The 19,881-nt window shown below is 71.5% G+C and carries 19 protein-coding genes; 6 read left to right on the top strand and 13 right to left on the bottom strand.

Annotated features, from left to right (window positions below):
- Together G567_RS0110160 and G567_RS0110155 are read left to right on the top strand one after the other, a co-directional pair.
- On the top strand, positions 1 to 476 hold a 476-nt coding region (locus G567_RS0110160), incomplete at its 5' end, for a transposase (protein WP_211223884.1).
- 222 nt (positions 477 to 698) lie between these two features.
- Positions 699 to 1,199, top strand: a complete 501-nt coding sequence (locus G567_RS0110155) for an inorganic diphosphatase (protein ID WP_028929899.1) — start codon at positions 699 to 701, stop codon at positions 1,197 to 1,199.
- A 12-nt stretch (positions 1,200 to 1,211) separates the two neighbouring features.
- Here G567_RS0110155 and mtnK read toward each other — a convergent pair whose 3' ends face one another.
- From mtnK to mtnA, 5 genes are read right to left on the bottom strand one after another with little or no spacing between them, the layout of a single operon-like run.
- Complete coding sequence (gene mtnK / locus G567_RS27980) at positions 1,212 to 2,411, bottom strand: S-methyl-5-thioribose kinase (protein WP_051232711.1); 1,200 nt, start codon at positions 2,409 to 2,411, stop codon at positions 1,212 to 1,214.
- 10 nt (positions 2,412 to 2,421) lie between these two features.
- Positions 2,422 to 3,450, bottom strand: coding sequence for an ABC transporter permease (locus tag G567_RS0110145; RefSeq protein ID WP_028929898.1), 1,029 nt, complete (start codon positions 3,448 to 3,450; stop codon positions 2,422 to 2,424).
- 42 nt (positions 3,451 to 3,492) lie between these two features.
- Positions 3,493 to 5,070, bottom strand: a complete 1,578-nt coding sequence (locus G567_RS27975; RefSeq protein WP_051232710.1) for a sugar ABC transporter ATP-binding protein — start codon at positions 5,068 to 5,070, stop codon at positions 3,493 to 3,495.
- 15 nt (positions 5,071 to 5,085) lie between these two features.
- Positions 5,086 to 6,213 (bottom strand): sugar ABC transporter substrate-binding protein, encoded by a 1,128-nt coding sequence (locus G567_RS0110135; protein ID WP_028929897.1) that lies wholly within the window; start codon positions 6,211 to 6,213, stop codon positions 5,086 to 5,088.
- An 18-nt stretch (positions 6,214 to 6,231) separates the two neighbouring features.
- Positions 6,232 to 7,257, bottom strand: a complete 1,026-nt coding sequence (gene mtnA / locus G567_RS0110130; protein WP_028929896.1) for an S-methyl-5-thioribose-1-phosphate isomerase — start codon at positions 7,255 to 7,257, stop codon at positions 6,232 to 6,234.
- 72 nt (positions 7,258 to 7,329) lie between these two features.
- Here mtnA and G567_RS0110125 point away from each other — a divergent pair, with 72 nt between their 5' ends.
- A complete protein-coding gene (locus tag G567_RS0110125) occupies positions 7,330 to 8,055 on the top strand; it encodes a GntR family transcriptional regulator (RefSeq protein ID WP_051232706.1) in 726 nt (241 codons plus the stop codon).
- 48 nt (positions 8,056 to 8,103) lie between these two features.
- Here the strand turns inward: G567_RS0110125 and G567_RS0110120 are convergent, their stop codons facing one another.
- The 5 genes from G567_RS0110120 to G567_RS0110100 all read right to left on the bottom strand — a co-directional run bounded on the left by G567_RS0110120 (position 8,104) and on the right by G567_RS0110100 (position 13,697).
- Positions 8,104 to 9,096, bottom strand: coding sequence for a pirin family protein (locus G567_RS0110120; protein WP_028929894.1), 993 nt, complete (start codon positions 9,094 to 9,096; stop codon positions 8,104 to 8,106).
- Between the two features lie 22 nt (positions 9,097 to 9,118).
- Entirely contained in the window at positions 9,119 to 9,988 is an 870-nt protein-coding gene (locus tag G567_RS27970; protein ID WP_037056555.1) for an oxygenase MpaB family protein, read from the bottom strand.
- Between the two features lie 160 nt (positions 9,989 to 10,148).
- On the bottom strand, positions 10,149 to 10,922 hold the full coding sequence (locus G567_RS0110110) for a VOC family protein (RefSeq protein ID WP_028929893.1): 774 nt from the start codon (positions 10,920 to 10,922) through the stop codon (positions 10,149 to 10,151).
- 422 nt (positions 10,923 to 11,344) lie between these two features.
- Entirely contained in the window at positions 11,345 to 11,827 is a 483-nt protein-coding gene (locus G567_RS0110105) for a hypothetical protein (RefSeq protein WP_028929892.1), read from the bottom strand.
- A 193-nt stretch (positions 11,828 to 12,020) separates the two neighbouring features.
- On the bottom strand, positions 12,021 to 13,697 hold the full coding sequence (locus tag G567_RS0110100; protein WP_028929891.1) for a hypothetical protein: 1,677 nt from the start codon (positions 13,695 to 13,697) through the stop codon (positions 12,021 to 12,023).
- Between the two features lie 151 nt (positions 13,698 to 13,848).
- Here G567_RS0110100 and G567_RS0110095 point away from each other — a divergent pair, with 151 nt between their 5' ends.
- The gene (locus G567_RS0110095) at positions 13,849 to 14,157 is read left to right on the top strand and encodes a hypothetical protein (protein ID WP_028929890.1); all 309 of its coding nucleotides are present in this window, start codon (positions 13,849 to 13,851) and stop codon (positions 14,155 to 14,157) included.
- 35 nt (positions 14,158 to 14,192) lie between these two features.
- Positions 14,193 to 15,158 (top strand): NADPH:quinone oxidoreductase family protein, encoded by a 966-nt coding sequence (locus G567_RS0110090; RefSeq protein ID WP_028929889.1) that lies wholly within the window; start codon positions 14,193 to 14,195, stop codon positions 15,156 to 15,158.
- Positions 15,159 to 15,182: 24 nt separating this feature from the next.
- Here G567_RS0110090 and G567_RS27965 read toward each other — a convergent pair whose 3' ends face one another.
- The 3 genes from G567_RS27965 to G567_RS0110075 all read right to left on the bottom strand — a co-directional run bounded on the left by G567_RS27965 (position 15,183) and on the right by G567_RS0110075 (position 17,396).
- Positions 15,183 to 16,079, bottom strand: coding sequence for an alpha/beta fold hydrolase (locus G567_RS27965; protein WP_051232704.1), 897 nt, complete (start codon positions 16,077 to 16,079; stop codon positions 15,183 to 15,185).
- A 63-nt stretch (positions 16,080 to 16,142) separates the two neighbouring features.
- Positions 16,143 to 16,814, bottom strand: coding sequence for a class I SAM-dependent DNA methyltransferase (locus G567_RS31950; RefSeq protein ID WP_051232702.1), 672 nt, complete (start codon positions 16,812 to 16,814; stop codon positions 16,143 to 16,145).
- Between the two features lie 99 nt (positions 16,815 to 16,913).
- Positions 16,914 to 17,396, bottom strand: a complete 483-nt coding sequence (locus tag G567_RS0110075; protein ID WP_028929888.1) for an Lrp/AsnC family transcriptional regulator — start codon at positions 17,394 to 17,396, stop codon at positions 16,914 to 16,916.
- Positions 17,397 to 17,535: 139 nt separating this feature from the next.
- On the opposite strand from G567_RS0110075, the gene G567_RS0110070 reads away from it, so the two are divergent.
- Positions 17,536 to 19,878, top strand: a complete 2,343-nt coding sequence (locus G567_RS0110070) for a transketolase-like TK C-terminal-containing protein (protein WP_051232700.1) — start codon at positions 17,536 to 17,538, stop codon at positions 19,876 to 19,878.
- Positions 19,879 to 19,881: the final 3 nt, after the last annotated feature.

The raw sequence follows: 19,881 nt of genomic DNA, 5'->3' as shown, positions 1-19,881 counted from the left end.
CGAGGATGGCCGTCGATCCGGACGCGGCACACGGCACCGGGCAGGCCGCCCAGTACCTGCTGCGCGCCGCCGACCGGGACGCCGCCGACCGGGACGCCGCCGAGGAGCTGGGCACCCTGCTATTCGACACCGGCTACTGCAGCGACCACACCCTCACCGCCCCCGGCCCGGACCGGCTCATCGCCACCGGCACCACCCGCTCGATCCGTCAGGCCGCCCGCGACCACCCCGCCCCCGGCCCACCACCCGAAGGTGCCTCGCCCCGCGAGGCGATGGATCACCGGCTCCGCACCCCCGAGGGCGCCGCCCTCCACACCCGCCGCGGCGCCACCGTCGAGCCCACCATCGGCAACCTCAAGAAGATCATCGACCGGTTCAGCCTGCGCGGCCTGGCCGCCGTCACCGCCGAAGCCCACCTCGCCGCCGCCGCGTTCAACCTCGCCAGGCTCCACCGCGCCACAGCCGCCCCCGCATGACCCCCGGGCCCACCCGGGTCCACCGCCCCGACGGCCCACCGGCCGATCCCCACCCCCCAGACACCTTCCGCGGAAGCCCCACCGGCGCGATTCGCCAACAGCCTCCCCATGCGGCTGGTGCCCCGATTCTGGCGATCATGGATGCGCAGGCAGCCGCCGGACCCGCCCGCGGTGAGTACTTTTGGGCCACACCGCCGTCCGATCACACGGAGGGAGGGGACGATGGACTTCGACGTCGTGGTCGAGATCCCCAAGGGCCACCGGAACAAGTACGAGATGGACCACAGGACCGGGCGGATCCGGTTGGACCGCACGCTGTTCACGGCGACCTCGTATCCGGCGGACTACGGGTTCATCGAGCACACGATCGCCCTGGACGGAGATCCGCTGGACGCGCTGGTGCTGGTGCCCGAGCCGACCTTCCCGGGCTGCGTCATCCGCTGCCGGGCGATCGGGATGCTGCGGATGCGGGACGAGAACGGCCAGGACGACAAGGTGCTGTGCGTGCCGGCCGCCGATACCCGCCTGGAGCATCTGCGCGACATCGGCCACGTCCCGGAGTTCGACAGGCTGGAGATCCAGCACTTCTTCGAGGTCTACAAGCAGGTGGAGCCCGGAAAGTCGGTGGAGGGCGACACCGGCTGGGTCGGCCGCGCCGACGCCGAGGCCGAGATCGAGAGCTCCTACCGTCGCGCAGCCCCCACCGAGCCCACTGGCGCTTGAGCGGCGCAAGCGTCACAGAGCGGCGCTTGCACCGCTCAAGTGCGGGTGGAGGAGCCGGTCGAACGTCATGGTCATCCGGTCGACCAGCAGCGCCCGGCCCAGCTGCAACATCGCGGTGGCGGCGGCGGTGTAGGCGTCGTCGTCCAGCGACTCCAGGTCGCTCACCTTCGCCAGCCCGATCGTCCGCCGGGCCGCCTCGCAGCCGGCGAAGCCGAAGCCGTCCTGGAGGATCACCCGCAGCCACCCGGACAGGAACGAGTCCGGGTATTTCTCGGGCGAGCGCCGCCGCGGCCACAGCTGCCACATCCGTGCCGCGAAGGTGTCCCAGCTGGACTCGACCGTGCGATACAAGCCTTCGGCCCGGGCCTGCCGGCCCAGCGCGGCGGCGCGAGCGCCGGCGAAGAACATGTTCGCCCACATCATGCCGAGGTCGAAGCCGACGGGTCCGTAGCAGGCGAACTCCGCATCGAAGGTCTTGACCGACAGCTGCGTGCCGCTTCCCCGCACGAACACGCTGCCGGTGTGCAGGTCCCCGTGGATCAGCGACTCCCCGGCGGTGAGGAACCGATGCTTCATCGCCATCGCCGCCTCCACCCAGTCGGAGTCGGCCTGCAACCCGGCCAGGACCGGTTCGACCGCGGGCCGGACGGAGTTGCGCTGCGCGCCCAGGTAGGGCTCGGTGAAGATGAGGTCCTCCGTGATCGCGCACAGCTCCGGGTTCGCGGCCGCGGCGGCCCGCAGCCGGAACTCCTCCTCGCCCAGGGCCAGGAACGAGGTGCCGAACGCCACGTCGGCCACGTACTCGCCGAGCCGCTCCGCGACACCCTCGTGCGGCCCTTCTGCGTTGAGCCGGGTGCGGAACACCTCGTGATCCGACAGGTCCTCCAGCGCGAGCACGTACCGCTCCGGGTCGAAGTCGATGAGCCGGCAGACGTTGTCGGACAACGCGGAATGCGCGCGCAGGGCCGCCGCCTCCCGGGTCGCCCGTTCCTCGGTCATCGGCCAGTCCGGTCCGACCAGCCGCACATACGGCAGCGCCTGCTTGAGCACGAGGCTCCCGCCGGCCCCGTCGGCGCAGACGAACACCAGGTTCAGATTGCCGTCGCCGATCTCGGAGACGGTCAGGGTCCCGGGATCTACGAGCTCGCGCAGCACGGCACGGCCCGCGATGTAGCGGGGCACCTCGTCGACCGTCAAGACGGCATCGGCCACGACGAACCTCCTAGTGGGCGGCGAACCGGCGGCGCCTGCGGCGCAGCGAGAACGACATCAGCAACGCGAAGATCAGCACCAGGCCCTTGATCAGGTCCTGGGTGTAGTAGGGCAGACCGAGCTGGGTGAGACCCTGCAGGATCAACCCGATGAACACCGCACCGATGACGGTGCCCAGCGCGTTGGGCTTCTTCGCCCCCAGCACGGCGTACCCGACCAGGGTCATCGCCACGGCGTCCAGCAGCGCGGAGTCACCGGCCGTGACGTCGCCCTGGCGCAGCCGGGAGGCGAGGATGATCCCGGCGATGGCGGCCAGCACTCCGGAGATCGCATACGCCGTGAACTGATAGCGGCGCACCCGGGCGCCCGCCAGCCGCGCCGCCTCGGCATTCCCGCCGACGGCATAGAAGACCCGGCCATAGCGCGTCCGTTCCAGGAAGACCCAGGCCAGGACGGCGATCAGCACGAACAGGTACACCGACAGCGGGATCCCCAGCACCTGGGTCCCGTCGATCGCGGCGAAGTCGTCGGTGAACCGGCCCTCGACCCGCGTGCCGTCGGGCAGCGTCATGCCGGTGATCAAGGTCTGGCCGTCGACGAGCCAGCGTTTGAGGCCCTGCACCGTGAACATCGTCCCGAGCGTCGCCAGCAGCGGAGGCACGCTCAGCCAGACGATCAGGATGGCGTTGACGCAGCCGACCACCGCACCGGCGATGAGGCACGCCACGATCGCGGTCGGGCCGGTCAGGGCGAAGCGGATCATCACCACGGCGGCCACGGTGACCGACAGCCCGGCCACCGCGCCGACGGACAGATCAAGGTCGCCGACGATCGCGGTCAGCGTCATGCCGAGGGCGGCGATGGCGGCCACCGCCTGGGTCTGCAGAATCGACACGGCGTTGTCCACCGTCGCGAACCCGGGGATGACCACGGAGAACACGATCGCGACGAGCAGTCCCACGAGCACCACGCCGTAGCGCACGAAGAAATCGGTGACGGAGAACGCCGCTCGTTCCCCGACCGAGACCTGGGCCGTCAATCCTGGTCCTTCCGTAGGGTGAGGTCTGGGCTGGGCCGGGCATCACGCGTTCGCCGGGTCGGCGGCCGCGGCGGCCCGCTCGCGGTCGAGCAGGGTCGACGGGCGCGCGCTCATCGCGTCGATGATGCGGCCGCGCGAGGCGGCCGAACGCGGCAGGTCCGCGACGATCCGGCCGTGGTTGAACATCACGATCCGGTCCGCGACCTCGAGCGCCTCGTCCAGGTCGGAGGTGGCGACGAGCACAGCGGCCGATGTCGTCAGCTCCCGCACGGTCGCCCCGATGTCGTGCCGGGCGTTGATGTCGACCCCGCGGAACGGCTCATCCAGCAGCAGCACCCGGGCGGCGCCCAGCAGCCAGCGCCCGATCACGACCTTCTGCTGGTTCCCGCCCGACAGTGTCTGGATCGGGCTCGACGGGCCGCGGGCGACGATCCCGATGTCCGTCATCATCGATCCGGCGGCGCGCCGCTCGGCCGAGCGGCGCATCAGCGTGCCGACGGAGAACCGCCGCACGAACGGCAGCGTCATCTGTGCGAAGACGGGCCAGCCCGGGATGATCGCCTGCTCGTGGCGGGACTCCGGGAGCAGATAGACGCCCCGTTTCACCGCGTCACCGGGGTGCCGCGGATCGAAGGCGCGCCCGTCCAGGACCCGCCGTCCGCCGGCGATCGACCTGGCGCCGAACACCCATTCGAGCAGCTCGGTCTTTCCGCTGCCGAGCAGCCCGAGGAGCACGGTCACCTGCCCCTCGCGCAGCTCGAGACCGAACGGTGCGGAGTCGGCGAAGACCTGGACGTCGGACAGCTCGAGGACGGTCGGCCCGCCGGGCAGTTCGGTGCGCTGCATCTCGGCGGGCGTCCGGTCGAACAGCGCCGTGAGGGCGGCGGGCCAGTCGAATCCGTGCCGATCGTCCCCGTGCCGCTCGTCGCTGACGAACTCACCCTGCATGGCGCCGTCGCGCAGGACCCCGACGCGGCGGCACAGCCGGTCGAACTCGGCGAGCTTGTGGGTGACGAACAGCGCCGTCATGCCGTCGTCGACGAGCGATCGGACCAGGTCGAACAGCCGGACGGTCTCCTCGGCGGACAACGCCGAGGTCGGCTCGTCGAGGATCAGGATCTCGGGCTTGCGCGACAGCGCCCTGGCCAGCACCAGCAGTTGCCGTTCGGACACGCCGAGCTGCCGGACCGGCGACCGCAGCACCTGCCGGGTCAGGTGCATGCCCAGGGTCTGGGCCACCTCGAGGGCGTGGCGTTCGGTGCGCCGGCGGCTGAAACCGGGGGGCGACGAGCTGTCGGTGAGCCGGTCCAGCGCCAGATTCTCGGCCACCGTCATGTCCAGGATGACGCCGTCGTCCGGATTCTGGTAGACGGTCGCGACGCCGAGCCGCTGGGCGGCGATCGGGTCGGGAAAGGTGACCGCCCGCCCGCCCAGCAGGATCTCGCCGCCGTCCGGGACGTGTGCCCCGGAGAGGATCTTGATCAGCGTCGACTTCCCGGCGCCGTTGGCGCCCATCAGGCCGTAGATCGTGCCCTTCTCGACGCGGAAGCTGACCCCGCGCAGTACCCGGTTCGGGCCGAAGCTCTTGGAGATGCTCCGGACCTGCAGGACGGTGTCCACTTCGACGACCCGGCGTCAGACGCCCGGCTGGACCTGCGGGATCCACGGCGCACCCAGGAGTTCCGGGGTGGCGAGGTCGGGCAGCGCGGCGCGCAGCTCGTCCATGTTCGTGACGCCCTGCTCGCGCAGCATGTCCTGGGTGATCAGCGCCGCCGGAATCGTCATCTTCTCCGGCATGTCCACCCCGCTCGCCGCGGCGATCGCGGCGCGCGCCACGATGGCGCCGACGTTCGCCGGATCCGTCGCCGCGGTCGCTCGCCACGGGCTGCCCGGCTCGGTCATCAGCTGGATGTCGGCGGTGGAGATATCCACGCCGTAGACCTTGACCTTGTCCGACATGTTGTTCTGCCGCAAGGCGATCAGCGTGCCCTTGGCCAGTTCGTCGTAGGCGGCGAAGGCCAGTGTGGTGTCCGGGGAGGCCTTCAACGCCGCCGCGCCCTCGGTCGCGGTGTCGGAGGCGACCGACTCGGAGTACTTGCCGAAATGCGCGACCTGGGTGAACTGCGGGTTGTCCTTCAGGAACTGCTGGTAGACCGCGTCGCGGGAGTCCAGCGGGGCGATCCCGGAGACGTTGACGTAGGCGATCTTGCCGCCGTCCGGGTTCTCCTGCTTCAGGTAGTCGAGGATCTCGGTGGCGATCGACGTGTCGTCCTGGGAGATGTACATCGCCTCGCAGTTGGCGATGTTGACGTCGTACACGACCACCGGGATGCCGTTGCTGATCGCCTCATCGATCTTGGGGTTCACCGAGTCGGCGAGGCCGTGGTCGACGATGATCACATCGGGCCTGGCACTGATCGCGTCGTTGAACTGGGCGACCTGCCGAGCGTTGTCACCGCGCGCGTCGTAGACGTCGACCTGGCCGCCGGCTGCCTTGATCTGCTTGGTGGCGCCGTTGCCCCACTGCTCGAAATAGTCGCCGACCCCGGACTGGCGGACCATGGCGACCGTGAAGCCGTCCGTGGGACCGGACGGCTTGTCGGTGGGGAGCGTGACGTCGTTTGCCACCGTCCGATCGCAGGGCTGCCCCGCGGCGCCGGGCTGCTGGCCGGAGCCGGCGTCCCCGGTGTTCTGGGCGCAGCCCACGAGCGCGGTCGCGGCGATGGCGGCAAGGGCGATCAACCGTAGCGCTTTGGATTTCATTCATCCTCCAGGAAATGGCTAGCCGGCGTGCTGCGCCGGCCGCGGCCCCTCCGCGGGAATCTCGTTGGCCGACAGGTCGATGACCCGCTGATCGGTGACGATGGCCGTGATGAGATCGGCCGGGGTGACGTCGAACGCGGGATTGCGCGCGGTGGCGTCGTCCGGGGTGGTCCGGATCCCGTGGAAGGCGCAGACCTCCGCGCTGCCGCGGTCCTCAATCTCGATCGCCTCCCCGCCGGCGGTTTCGAGGTCGACCGTGGTCTCGGGGGCGACCACGAGAAACGGGACGGACGCCCGCGCGGCGGCGAGCGCGAGGCCCAGGGTGCCGATCTTGTTCGCGGTGTCGCCGTTCGCGGCGATGCGGTCGGCGCCGACCAGCACCGCGTCGATGCCGCCGCGGAGGATCGTGATCGCGGCCGCGGAGTCGACGATGACGTCGTAGGGCGCGCCCATCTGCCGCAACTCCCATGCGGTCAGCCGGGCGCCCTGCAGCAGCGGACGCGTCTCGCAGGCCACCGCGCGGTGCAACCGGCCGTCGGCGTGCAGCTTCTCGATGACCCCGAGCGCCGTACCGTGCTCGACGCTCGCCAACGCGCCGGTGTTGCAGATGGTCAGCACGGTCAGCCGGGACCGGTGGGGGAGTAGCTGGTCCAGCAGCGCGGTGCCGCGCCGGGCCATCGCCCGGCAGGCGGCGATGTCGTCGTCGCGCACCGTCAGCGCCGCCTCGAGGGCCGCCGCCGCACCGCCGCGGTCGAACGCGGCCAGCGCGGTGTCCACGCCGAGGGCGAGGTTGACCGCGGTGGGCCGCGCGGCGCGCAGCGTCGCGATGACCTCTCGGGCGCGGTCGGCGGGCAGGTTCGCCGCGGCGAGCGCCACCCCCATGGCACCCGCGACGCCGAGTGCCGGAGCGCCCCGGACCGCGAGCCGCCTGATGGCGTCCACCAGCTCCTCGACGGTATGGACGTCGAGATACGCGACCGTCCCGGGTAGCGCCGTCTGGTCGATCAACCGGATGTGCCCGGAGACCCAGTCGATCGTGCGCATCCATCACCTCGCTACGTGAGCCGATTCACACCTGAGGTTGTCGGACAACCCGCCGCCCGTCAAGATGTCACCATGGTGTCCACGTCGCGGCGGACGCTCGCCGACGACATCGTGCGGGCGTTGAAGGCGGAGATCCGCGGCGGCTCGTATGCCCCCGGTTCCCGGCTGCCGACCGAGGCCGAGCTGTGCCGGCGGTTCGGCGTCTCCCGCGCCACTGTGCGCGGTGCGGTCAAGGAACTCGACGTGCTCGGTCTCGTGCGCACCCAGCACGGCGTGGGGACGTTCGTGACGCCCCGGCCCGCCGTGCGCGACGGGCTCGAGCGGATGGGGTCGATCACCGAGTCGATCCGCGCCAGCGGGAAGATTCCAGGGCATGAGTACGCCCGGCGCACGCTGCGCCCGTTGCTGCCCGACGAGGCGGAACGGATGGGGGTGCCGCCGGACACCGAGGTTCTCGAGCTGCGCAGGCGCATCACGGCGGACGGAGACGTGGTCGCCTATTCCTACGACCTGATCCCGCGCAGCCTGCTCCCCGAGCGGTTCGATCCCGAGGAGCTGACCGGCTCGGTTTTCGCCTACTTCGAGAACCGGCTGGGCATCCATCCCACCCTCGGGATGGCCAAGGTGCATGCGGTCGAGTCCGTGCACATCGCCTGGGGGCCGGATGCGGGCAAGCACCGGCTGTTCATCCTGCTCGACCAGCTGCACTACGACCGCACGCACCGGATGCTCGCGTACTCGCGGACCTATTTCGTCGAGGGCGCCTACGAGTTCCATCTGGTCCGCACGAGCGACTAGGGCGTGGGCCGGGGACGTCCGGGCCACGCCCTAGTCATCAGACAACAGTCAGTCCTGGCTGGTTTTGCCTCCCACGTGGCCGTGCGGCATGCGTTCTGCGGGGATGACGCCGAGCCTGCCCGCCTGGTAGTCCTCGAAGGCCTGCAGGACTTCGGCCTTGGTGTTCATCACGAACGGACCCGCCCAGGCGATCGGCTCCCGGATCGGCTGGCCGCCGAGCAGGACCACGTCCAGCGCCGGGTGGCGCGACTCCTGATGCGTCGCCCCGGCGATCGTGATCGCGTCGCCCGGCCCGAACACGGCCAGCTGCCCGGTGCGCACCGGATGCTGCTGCGCTCCGACGGTTCCGGCGCCGGAGAGCACGTAGCCCAGTGCGTTGAAATCGCGTCGCCATGGCAGCCGGACGGTGGCGCCGGGGCTGATCGTGGCGTGCATCATCGCCATCGGGGTGTGCGTGGCGCCCGGCCCGGTGTGGCCGGCCAGCTCACCGGCGATCACCCGGATCAGCGCGCCGCCGTCGTACGTGGTGAGCAGCACCGATTCGCCCGCGCGCAGGTCCTGGTACCTGGGTTGCAGCCACTTGTCGGCCTTGGGCAGGTTGACCCACAGCTGCAGGCCATGGAACAGCCCGCCGCTGGTGACCAGCGCCTCCGGTGGGCGCTCGATGTGCAGCAACCCGCCGCCCGCGGTCATCCACTGGGTGTCCCCGTTGGTGATCACCCCGCCGCCGCCGTGGCTGTCCTGGTGTTCGAAGGTGCCGTCGATGAGGTAGGTGACGGTCTCGAAGCCGCGGTGCGGATGCCACGCGGTTCCCTTGGGCTCGCCGGGCGCGTAGTCGACCTCGCCCATCTGATCCAGGTGGATGAACGGGTCCAGCTCGCTCAGGTCGACCCCGGCGAAGGCGCGGCGCACCGGGAAGCCTTCGCCCTCGTGGCCCGACGGGGCGGTCGTCACCGACCGGACCGGGCGATCCACGGCCGTCGGGCCGGGTTCGGGCACGCGCGCCAGCGTGTTGAAGTCCTCGACCGTCACTGCCGGCATCATGGCCTCCTTCGTTGAAGACTCAACCACTTCGTGGGATGGAACGCGCCGGCGACGCCGCGCATTCCCCGCCCTGCCGGGACTGGCGCATCAGCCGGCGGGCTCGCTCGACCTCCGGGGACGCGGGCGCATCCGGCAGCAGGGAGGTGGCCGCCCGCAGGCCGCGCAGCGTCATCGCCATGCTGAGATCGGTCGTGGGCAGCCCGGGCAGCCCGTACAGGCGCCGCGCCCAGCGAGGCAGGGTCGCCAGCGCCATCGACGCGACCGCCGTGATCGCGAATTTGACCCCTCGCGGGGCGGAGCCCTTCGGCGCCAGCAGATTCCCGGTGGCCTGCCGGGCCTCGTCGGTCAGCCGCAGCTCGGGACGGACCCGCTCGAAGTAGGCCCGCATCTGCGCGGACGAGGCGGGCGCCGCGGTCAGGCCCACCACGCGCGCGGCCCGGACGCTCTCGGCGAGGTAGCGTTCGATCCCGGCGTCGTCGAGGATGCCGGCGCGACGAGCGATGTCGGCATAGGAGTCGATCTCCGCGCAGTGCACGAACAACAAGCCCGAGGGCTCGTCGAGTGCGAAGGTGGCGTTCGTGTCCGGGTCGTAGGCGTGCAACGCGGCGTGCAGCCGCCGCACCCGCGCGGCCGCCGCCTCGACCTGGGCGGTCGACCCGAACGTCCGCACCTCGACGAACTCGACGGTGCGCTGGAACCGCGGCCACGCCTTGCGCGGATCGAACAGCGCGGAGTTCTGATATGTCCCGCGCATCACCCTCGGATGCAAGGACTGCAACAGCAGCGCCCGGAAACCCCCCACCCAGAGCACCGGTTCCATGTGTACGCGCCACGTCACCGACTCCGGTCCGAAGAGACCGTCGTCGTCGTGCGGAGCCGTCCCGTTCACTGCACACCCTCGCCGGTGGTTCCCGCGCGGTGGCGGCTCCACCGCGACTGCCCTCCAGCACAGCACCATCGACGTCGAATCGCGACCGGTGGTGCTCCCGCGAACCTGCCACGAGCCACCGGCGGCCCGGGACGGCGGTCCGCCGCCCCGGGCTCACCGATCATTCCTCGGCGATCTGCGCGTGGAGCCCGAACACCGCACCGAACGGGTCGATGAGAATGCCGATCCGGCCGAACGGGGTGTTCTCCGGAGCCATCGCCACGGTGCCGCCACCGCGCTGGGCCGCGGCGACGGCGGCATCGGCGTCGGAGACGGAGAAGTAGGGCAGCCAATGCCCCGGGGTCGCCTCCGGGCTGCCCATCAGGCCGCCCATCCCGCCCGCGATCTCGCCGCCCACGCCGAACGTCTCGTAGTCGTCGGGCGCACCCTCGACGGGTTGGTAGGTGTAGCCGAACACCGCGGAGTAGAAGCGCTTGCCCTCGGCCGGATCGGCGAGTCGCGCATCCTCCCACACGAGCGAGCCGGTCTCGTTGTAGATCCCGAAGCCGATCATGTCGGCCGCCTGCCATACGCCGAATGCGGCGCCGGTGGGATCGAGGGCGATGAGCATCCGGCCGCTGCCCTCGATGTCCATCGGTCCGGCGACCACGGTGCCGCCGTGCTCGGTGACCAGCTTCGCGGTGCCGTCGGCGTCGTCGCTGGCGAGGTAGATCGTCCAGACCGAGGGCTGGCCCTCTTGCATGATCGGGCCGATCGCGGCCGCGGCCTTCCCCTTCGTCTGCGCGATGTGGTAATGGCCGTACTGCTCGCCGGTGTCGACGAACGACCAGCCGATGACCGACCCGTAGAACTCGGTCGCCGCCGCGACGTCCGGGACGGAGAGGTCGACCCAGCACGGTGTGCCCGTGGGCCAGGGGGTCTCTCGGGTGGGCATGGTCATGCACCTCCGATGAGTCGGATCGAGTGAGACGACACCAGGCAAGCACGCCGCACCGACAGTCCGCGTCGGCGACAACGAGCATCCGGGGCTCGGCACGCACTGTTCGCCGCCATGGCTCCTCCCGCACCACTGCGCGTCACCGGTCGGGAACTCGGCGTTCAACCGCTGGGCGACCACGCTGAAACGAGCTTCTCTCCTGGAGGAACGGATCACGGCTGGCGGCCCACTCCGGTTCGACCGGATCCTGCCGCGGATGCTCGGTGGCTTGCTGGAGGGCGCCGTCCGGCCGAGTTGTGGGCCGGACCGTGTGTGTCCTCAAGTCCCGCATCACCTGGAACGAACTCCTCGTGCAGGTGATCGGCTGCTCCGGCGCGGCCGAACCCGGTGCGGCGAGGGCACCGCCGCCGTCTGCCGCGTCAGCGGTGCAGCGCCCGGGACTCGGCCAGCAGCGTCGCCGCGACCCACCGCAGCGACGGTCCGTCGACACAGGAGGCCAGCAACTCCGCCTTCTCCACCGCGGACGGAAGCCGGGCGTCCGGCGAGCGGTGTCGGCGGCGCAGTTCGGCGACGTCGGCCCAGGCCTCCCCGGGAAACGGCCGCGGCGGCCGGACCAGGTCGAGCTCGCAGACCAGCAGCCGCAGCGCCTGGAACCCGACGACGCGCACGCCGGGGGGCAGTGTCGTCGCCGGGGTCGTCGACGAGTGCGGGTGAACCGAGGTGATCCCGCCGTCGAGGACGGCCCAACCGTCGACGGCGGGCGCATAGAGATCTCGGTTGGACACCGCGGGGACGTCCTGGGCCTCGGCCCAGCCGAGCACGGTGCGTCGATGGGTGGGGGTGACGGCAAACACCGCCGGGCCGAACTCGGTCCGGTCGAACACGTCCGACCATGTCGTCATCGGCAGATCGCCACCTGCCCCTCCGACGATTGTCAGCGAATGTAGATCGACAACGCGGCATTCGGCCGGGGCCGTTCCCGGAATGCTGCGACGGCGGCACACACCTGGTGATCAGAGTATCGCTGCGGGCAATGCGGAACCAGATTCGCGACGCGCCGGGATCACCTCACCCTTCCGGGTGGACGGGGTTTCGTCACGGCGCGGGCAAAATGGTGCCTCGGCTCGTCGCGCTACCCCGACTCGCGCGCGAAAATACCCCGACTCGCCCGTGTGAATTCCGCGACTCGCGGGTGGATCGGCCGGTGTCGCCGGTGCGGGCGAGCGCGTAGACCGCGAGCTTGCGGTGGGCGGGCTCGTTGGTCCGGCGTAGCAGCCGCGACAGCTCGCGCGCCGCCGTCCCGGGATCGCGCGCGGTCACCCACGCGGCGAGCTCGGCGTGGGCGACCTCGGTGCGGGTCGCGGCCAGCTTCACGCAGACGTACTCGATGTCCTCGTGCGCCAGCTCGCCGACCAGGGGGGCGTGCACGCCCTGTTCGGTGAGGATCTGGTGGCAGGCCCACAGCCCGATCGGGGTCAGCGAGACGACCGTCGGGTCGGGGTCGTCGCGTCCGGCGAGCTCGGCGAGGTGAGCGTGGTCGGTGCTCTCCTCCAGCTCGACCGCGCCGAGCAGTTCCAACGCATCCAGCAGCGCGGAGACGTCGCGCCGCCACAGCCGCTGCTCGACGTCGCCCGCCAGGTCGTCGACGACGCATCCGAACTGCTCGTTGACCGCCTCGCGGACCTGCCGGTGGAACAGCTCGACCGGCACGGGATCGCCGGCCGCGGAGTACAGGCCGAGCCACAGCATCGGGAACGCAGTGCCCAGCGCCATGCTGAACAGCGAAGGGGAGCCGTACACATCGGACCCGCCGAAGTGGTCACCGAGCCTGCCCAGCGCCTCGAACGCGCGGCGCCACAGCTCGATCGGGCGGTGCAGCAGCTTGCCCGCGCTCTTGACCGGCACCAGCCTGCGCTTGATGGTCCGCACGAGCCTGGCCTGGCGCGCCCAGTCCAGCAGCAGCGAGACCTCGGGCAGGTCATCGCTGGTGCGGGCGGCATCGCGGTAGAACCGGTCGACACCGAGCGCATCGGCCAGTGCCAGCGCGTCGGAGAGCCACAGCCTGCCCTCGCGGGTCAGCGGACGTCCGCCGCGCACCCAGTAGGTGAACGCACGCAACCGTTCCAGCGCGATGCTGCGCTCTGCCGCGATGACCAGCTGCGCGGCCGAGGGCAGCAGGACCGGGCCGAGGTCTGCAGCGGTCTCCCGGTCGGCCTCCGCGCGCCGGGCCTGCTCCTCGACGATGGCGTCGAGGACACCGCGATCGATGCCGAGCTCGCCGCGTTTGGCCTGGTCCAGGAATCGCTGCACCGCCAGCACGTCGGACTTGTCGACGCCGTGGCGCATCATCTGCATGTTCCAGAACTTGCCGAGGTCGTAGTTGCGCTCGTCGGCAAGTGCGTCGAACAGCGCGGGAGCGGAGTCGTCGACCTGGGCGTGCAGCTCCTCGGGGCTCGCGGAGCGGGAGTCGAGATGATCCCGCTCGGCGAGCGTGCCGATCAGGGCGTGCAGCGCGGCGGGGATCTCCGCCCAGTCGGAGTCGGCCACCGCGACCGTGCGCGGGAACCAGACCGCCAGCGCGTCGGCGACATGGGCGCGGGTCCAGTGCCCGAGCCTGCGGTCGACGCCGTGCTTGTAGTCCAGCGCGGCGGCGACGAGCGCGGGATCGACCTGTTCGCCGCGGCGCCGGGACCGGGCCAGTACCGCGGTCAGCAGACGATCCCGGACGAGGCTGTACTCCTCGTGTTCTCCAGGAGCGAAGACCAGACGCATCGGCCCAACCTTGGCAGCCGGTCGATCGACGCGCACATCCGGGGCCGGTGGGTCCTTTGCGCCCGAGGGCCGAGCGCTCTAGCGTGGATGTGGTATCGATCACATCGATCCGGCCGTGTTGTCGTGCACGCCGTCGTGCAGGAGGTCACCCGTGCATCCGCACCGTCTGGAACAGCTCGTCGCGTCGGTCCCCGCCACGATCGACCCGCGTTCCCGCGCGCGACTCGACGCGCACTCCGAGACATCCGAGGGCTGCCGGCGCCGCATCGAGACGGTGCGCGCCGAGCTGGAGCGGGCGCTCGACGGCGCGGCCGACGCCGAGGGCGCCCTCGACCTCGCCTGCCGGCTCGACACGCTCGAACGGGTGCAGCAGCGCCTCGACCACCGGCTCGCCGCCCTGGTCGAGGCGCTCACCCGCACCCCCTCGGCCGTGGACTACGGAGACGGTGTTCCGGTATAGCTGCCGGGAGCGTGAGATCGACGAAGGAGTGGTGGGTGCGCTCGGTCCAGGTGGTGCGGTTGGACGGTCCGGCGGCGGTGGAGGTACGCGAGGTCGCCGAGCCGCAGCGCGGGACGGACGAGGTGCTCATCGACGTCCGCGCCGCGGGGGTCAACTTTCCGGACGTGCTGCTGACCAAGGGTCTCTACCAGTACAAACCTGAGTTGCCGTTCGGGCTGGGCGCCGAGCTGGCCGGGCTGGTCCTGGAGGCGCCCGACGGCTCACCACTGCGGCCCGGGGATCGCGTCGTGGCGTTCTCCGGCTACGGCGCGTTCTCCGAGGTCGCCGCGGTGAACGCCGACCACGTACTGCCGCTGCCCGCCGCCGTCTCGTTCACCGCGGGCGCGTGCCTGCCGATGAACTACCTGACCGCGCACTTCGCGCTCACCGTCCGCGGGCATCTGCAGCCCGGTCAGACGGTGCTCGTGCAGGGGGCCGCGGGCGGGGTCGGCTCGGCCGTCACCCAGCTCGCCCGCGCCCTGGGGGCCAGGGTGGTCGCGGTCGTCTCCAGCGGTGCCAAGGCCGAGGTGGCCCGCGCCGCCGGTGCCCACGAGACGGTGCCGATCGAGGGGTTCAAGGACGCGGTCACCGAGCTCACCGGAGGCCGGGGTGTCGAGCTGGTTGTCGATCCGGTGGGCGGCGACCGGTTCACCGACTCGTTGCGCTGTCTCGCGCCGTTGGGCCGGCTGCTCGTCGTCGGGTTCGCCGCCGGTGACATCCCGACGGTGCGGGTCAACCGGCTGTTGTTCGGCAACATCGACGTCGTCGGGGTCGGCTGGGGCGGATACGCGCTGGCCCGGCCCGGATACCTCGGGCAGCAGTGGGCCGAGCTGGGGTCGCATCTGGAGGCGGGCGCGCTCGACCCGCTGATCTCCGGGACGTTCCCGCTGGAGCGGGCCGTCGAGGCACTCGCGCTCATCGACGGGCGAACGGTGACGGGCAAGGTCGTCCTGGAGACCTGAGCGCTCTCGGTGCCCGGGCTCGGGTCAGGACGCGGTACCCGTCGATTCGACGCCCCCTCCCGCCGCGCCGCCGACGACCGCATCGCAGGCGGCGAGAACCGACGAGGCGAAGTGGCCGGGGGAGTGCAGGAAGACCCCGTGGTCCCCGTCCACCTCGACGACCGTGCAGGCGGGAAGCGCCTGCGCGAGCTTCCACTGCCGAGCGGCGGGCACGATCCGGTCGTGCGCCGTGATGACCACCGAGGCGGGCACGTCGACGGACCCGATCCACTCGTGCGAGGTGAAGTGGCATACCGCCTGCGCGGTGGTCAGCGCGGTGAACAGTGGGGTGGAGCTCATCTGGGTGATGGCCCACCGCCGGGTCGCGGGGTCGGTGTCCTGGTCGAGCAGGGCCGAGCCCAGGAGGTCGGCGCCCAGGGAATGCATCGCCGGGAGCAGGCCTGCGGCGGTCACCACGGCCGGCAGCACGAGCGCGGCGGCCCGTTCCCACGGCGAGCCGAAGACGTTGCGGGCGGTCGAGCACAGCACGAGCCCCGCGGTCAGGTCCGGATGTCGCCGCCAGAACACCTGGGCGACGAGCCCGCCCATGGAGAAGCCGACCGGGATCAGCCGCTCGACACCGAGAACCCGCGCGAGCGCGGCGACATCGTCGGCGCAGTCCTCGAGACGGAACGTCGAGCACGGGATGCCCCGTCCGTGCCCGCGCTGGTCGAATGCGAGGACCCGATACCGCCTGCCCAGCTCCGCCATGGTGTGGGACCAGTTGAGCTCCGCGGTCAGGGTGGCGCCGTGGAGCAGGGCCAGCACCGGGGCGCCCGGCGGTCCCGGCCACTCGCACACGTTGACTCGCCCGCGTCCCGGAAGCTCGACCGGATACTCCTGCGGCAACGGAGCCCAGGCGCTGTGCGCTGCTCGGTCCATCGGGCCACCTCCCGCCCCGGGCCCGGACTGCCATCGATGGAACCGGGTCAGGCTGCGGGGAGGTTACCAGCGGCGCGCAGGTTGTGCCGATCTCGGCGGTTCCGCCGTGGTCGTCACCCTGCCCAGCGCGAGGTAGCCGCCGCCGAACGCCACCTCGCTGACCCGGACGTCCTCCAGCCGGTTCGCCAGGAGCCGCCATGGGCGGTCGAAGCCCCGGAAGTCCCGGACGTAAGGGGCGTGCAGGGAGCGGACGAACAGGGTGAGCGGGACCTGCCAGGCCGCCGGCCACTTGCCGCCCGTCGCCGCCACCCATGCCCCCGGACGCAGGTGGGCGAAGACGTTGTCCAGCGCCGCGGGGGACTGCAGGATGTCGTGCACCGCGCAGAAGACGGCGGCGTCGGCCATCCCGGGGATCTCGGCGGTCTCGACCGGTTCGGCCACCAGCCGGACACCGTCCCAGCCGTTCGTGACGGCCTTCGCCCGCGCCACGGCGAGCATCTCGGGGGCGGAGTCGATGCCGAGGATCGTGCCGGTCGGGCCGACCCGGTCCAGCAGCAGCGGGAAGCACAGGCCGGTGCCGCATCCGATGTCGAGCACCGTGTCCCCCGCGCGCAGCGGTAGCGACTCGACCAGCCGCTGCCGCCACGGTTGGTGGATCGAGGTGTCACTGTCGTAGGACATCGCCTGGTGGGCGTACGCCGGCAGGATCCGGGTGTCCTGGTCGGTCCTCGTCATTCTCGGCTCCTCGCAGTCGTCGCGTACGAGGATGCGGGAAGGAACGGGGTCCGACTACGACCGAAAGTCCCTCGATCCGACCTCGGTCTCGGCACCCGATCAGGTCCCGGCGATCACCCGCTCCAGCAGCGGCCGCACCCGGTGCTCGACCAGCGTGCGCATGGCCAGCCCGGTAGTGGTGCGCTCGACGCCCTCGGTGGCCAGCAGCTGGCCCGCGATGCGGTAGAGGTCGGCGGCGTCGCGGGCCACGACGTGCACCAGCAGATCGCCCCGCCCGGAAAGGCCGAGCACCTCGATCACTTCCGGCACCCGGTCCAGCGCCGCGGCGACCTCGGCGAGCATCCGCTGCGTGACCTGCACCGTGACAAACGCGACGAGCGGATAGCCCAGCGCGGCCGGGTCGATCCGCCGCTCGAAGCTCAGCAGCACGCCGCGCTCCTCGAGGCGGGCCAGCCGGGCCTGCACCGTGTTGCGGGAGAGCCCGACCCGCTCGGCGATGGCCAGCACCGTCGCGCGCGGGTTCTCGGTGAGCACACGCAGCAGCCGCGCGTCGACGGCGTCGATCTCTCCGGTGCTGCGCACGATGCGCGTCCTTTCCCGAGTCCGCCGGCTGTATTGCGCAATCTGCTCAATGATCGCGCGGCAACTTGTGCAGTCATGGTGGCGGTGATGCCATGGGCGGGCAAGGTGTCGGCGAGCCGTCCGGTTGAGGGTGATCACAATGACCAGTGCGACCCGTGTCACCCCTCGGCAGCGTGACGACCGGCTCGCCGTGCTGAGCGAGGTTGAGCATCGGGTGCTGTGGCTGTCCACGGCGATCATCGACCACGCCAACCGGGTGCGTCCGAACCCGACGGGACTCAAGGTCGGCGGGCACCAGGCGTCCGGCGCGTCGATGGTGACCATCATGACCGCACTGTGGTTCGAGCACCTGCGCGCGATCGACCGGGTGTCGGTCAAGCCGCATGCCTCCCCGGTGCTGCACGCGATCAACTACCTGCTCGGGGCGCTGGACGAGCGGTATCTGACCACGCTGCGGGCGTTCGGTGGGCTGCAGTCCTACCCGAGCCGGTCCAAGGACCCCGATCCGGTCGACTACTCGACGGGGTCGGTCGGGATCGGGGCGACCGCACCGGTCTGGGCGGCGCTGGCGCGCCGGTACGTCGAGTCGAAGGCCGCTGCCGGCACGCCGGTCGCCGCACGCGGCCGGCAGTACTCGCTGCTCGGCGACGCCGAGCTGGACGAGGGCGCCTGCTGGGAGGCGATCCTCGATCCGATGGTCGGTGAGCTCGGTGAGGTGGTGTGGATCGTCGATCTCAACCGGCAGTCACTGGACCGGGTGGTGCCCAACATCGGCGCGGCCCGGTTGCGGGGCATGTTCGACGCGGCGGGCTGGCAGGTGCTGACCGTCAAGTACGGAAGGCTGCTGCACGAGCTGTTCGCCCGGCCGGGCGGGGCGGCGCTGCGCCGGCGCATCGACGAGATGCCCAATCCCGAGTACCAGCGGCTGCTGCGCTGCGCCCCGGCGCAGCTGCGCGAGCGGCTGCCCGGCGCCGGGGAGGGGGCGGCCGAGATCGCCCGGCTCGTCGCCGATCTCGACGACGCCACCCTGTACGCGGCGATCCGCAACCTCGGCGGGCACGATCTGGACGCGGTGGGCGAGGCGCTGGACGCGATCGACGACAACCGCCCGACGGTGATCTTCGCCTACACCGTGAAGGGCTTCGGGCTGGCCACCGAGGGGCACCCGCAGAACCACTCGTCGCTGCTGTCGGCCGCCCAGCTCACCCAGCTCGCCGAGCGGGTCGGGATGTCGACCGAGGCGCCGTGGGCGCGGTTCGCGCCGGACTCCGCGCCGGGGCGGCTGTGCGCGCGGGTGGCGTCGCGGCTGCGGCGCGGGCCGGTGACCCTCGCCCCGCCGCCGGTGCTGCCCAGCGACATCGGCCGCACCCCGTCCGGGACGACGACCACCCAGGCCGCGCTCGGGCGCACCCTGCTCGACCTGACCAGGCAGGTGCCCGAGGCGGCGCGGCGGGTGGTGACGCTGTGCCCGGACGTCAGCTCCTCCACCAACCTCGGCGGCTGGGTGAACAAGGTGGGGGTGTGGTCGGCGGCCGAGCGGCGGGACTGGTTCGCCGACGACCCCGAGACGATCCTGCACTGGCGCGAGCGTCCGGCCGGGCAGCACCTTCAGCTGGGCATCGCCGAGACCAACCTGGTCGGCCTGCTCGGCGAGCTGGGCGCCACCTGGAGCCGGTGGGGTCAGCCGCTGCTGCCGATCGGGGTGCTCTACGACCCGTTCGTCACGCGCGCGCTGGAGCCGTGGTCGTTCGGGATCTACGCGGGCGGGCAGTCGATTCTGGTCGGCACCCCGTCCGGGGTGTCGCTGGCGCCCGAGGGCGGCGCCCACCAGTCGATCATCACCCCGTCGGTCGGTCTCGAACAGCCCGGGTGCGTCAGCTACGAACCGGCGTTCGCGATCGACGTCGAGTGGACGCTGCTGGCGTCGCTGGCCCGGCTGGGGCGGCCGGACGGCCGTTCGGCCTATCTGCGGCTGTCGACCCGGCCGGTCGACCAGACCATGGCCGCGGTTCCCGCCGATCCGGCCGCGCGTGAGCGGCGGCGCCGCCAGGTCGTCGCCGGGGCGTATCCGCTCGTGCGCTCGTCGGCGTCGCCTGCGGTGGCGATCGCGGCGATGGGCGCGGTGCTGCCCGAGGCGCTGGCCGCCGCCGAGCGGTTGACCGCGTTGGGTGTTCCGGCCGACGTCGTGTGCGTGACCAGCCCCGGGTTGCTGTTCGACGCCGTGCAGGCCAGGGCGGGGCGCGGACCGAAGGAGAGCTGGATCCTCGACGCGGCGTTCCCGGCCCGCCGGGCCGTTCCGCTGATCACCGTGCTCGACGGGCACCCGCATACGCTGGCGTTCCTGACCGGGATCAACCAGGTGGCCGGCACCCATCTGGGCGTCTCGCGGTTCGGACAATCCGGCGATCTGGACCAGGTGTACCGTCACCATGGTCTGGACACCGACAGCATCGTCCGTGCGGGGCTGGACCTGATCGGCTGAATC

Origin of the sequence: Pseudonocardia asaccharolytica DSM 44247 = NBRC 16224 (assembly GCF_000423625.1) — a bacterium.
Lineage (GTDB): Bacteria > Actinomycetota > Actinomycetes > Mycobacteriales > Pseudonocardiaceae > Pseudonocardia > Pseudonocardia asaccharolytica.
This window is presented reverse-complemented; position numbering and strand designations above follow the sequence as displayed.

Bases quoted from the DNA above. Each gene is read 5' to 3' on its own strand.
- mtnA (WP_028929896.1), bottom strand. From the start codon at position 7,257: ATGCGCACGATCGACTGGGTCTCCGGGCACATCCGGTTGATCGACCAG.
- G567_RS0110125 (WP_051232706.1), top strand. From the start codon at position 7,330: ATGGTGTCCACGTCGCGGCGGACGCTCGCCGACGACATCGTGCGGGCG.
- G567_RS0110070 (WP_051232700.1), top strand. From the start codon at position 17,536: ATGACCAGTGCGACCCGTGTCACCCCTCGGCAGCGTGACGACCGGCTC.
- G567_RS0110100 (WP_028929891.1), bottom strand. From the start codon at position 13,697: ATGCGTCTGGTCTTCGCTCCTGGAGAACACGAGGAGTACAGCCTCGTC.
- G567_RS0110120 (WP_028929894.1), bottom strand. From the start codon at position 9,096: ATGCCGGCAGTGACGGTCGAGGACTTCAACACGCTGGCGCGCGTGCCC.
- G567_RS0110135 (WP_028929897.1), bottom strand. From the start codon at position 6,213: ATGAAATCCAAAGCGCTACGGTTGATCGCCCTTGCCGCCATCGCCGCG.
- G567_RS0110105 (WP_028929892.1), bottom strand. From the start codon at position 11,827: ATGACGACATGGTCGGACGTGTTCGACCGGACCGAGTTCGGCCCGGCG.
- G567_RS31950 (WP_051232702.1), bottom strand. From the start codon at position 16,814: ATGACGAGGACCGACCAGGACACCCGGATCCTGCCGGCGTACGCCCAC.
- G567_RS27965 (WP_051232704.1), bottom strand. From the start codon at position 16,079: ATGGACCGAGCAGCGCACAGCGCCTGGGCTCCGTTGCCGCAGGAGTAT.
- G567_RS0110110 (WP_028929893.1), bottom strand. From the start codon at position 10,922: ATGCCCACCCGAGAGACCCCCTGGCCCACGGGCACACCGTGCTGGGTC.
- G567_RS0110155 (WP_028929899.1), top strand. From the start codon at position 699: ATGGACTTCGACGTCGTGGTCGAGATCCCCAAGGGCCACCGGAACAAG.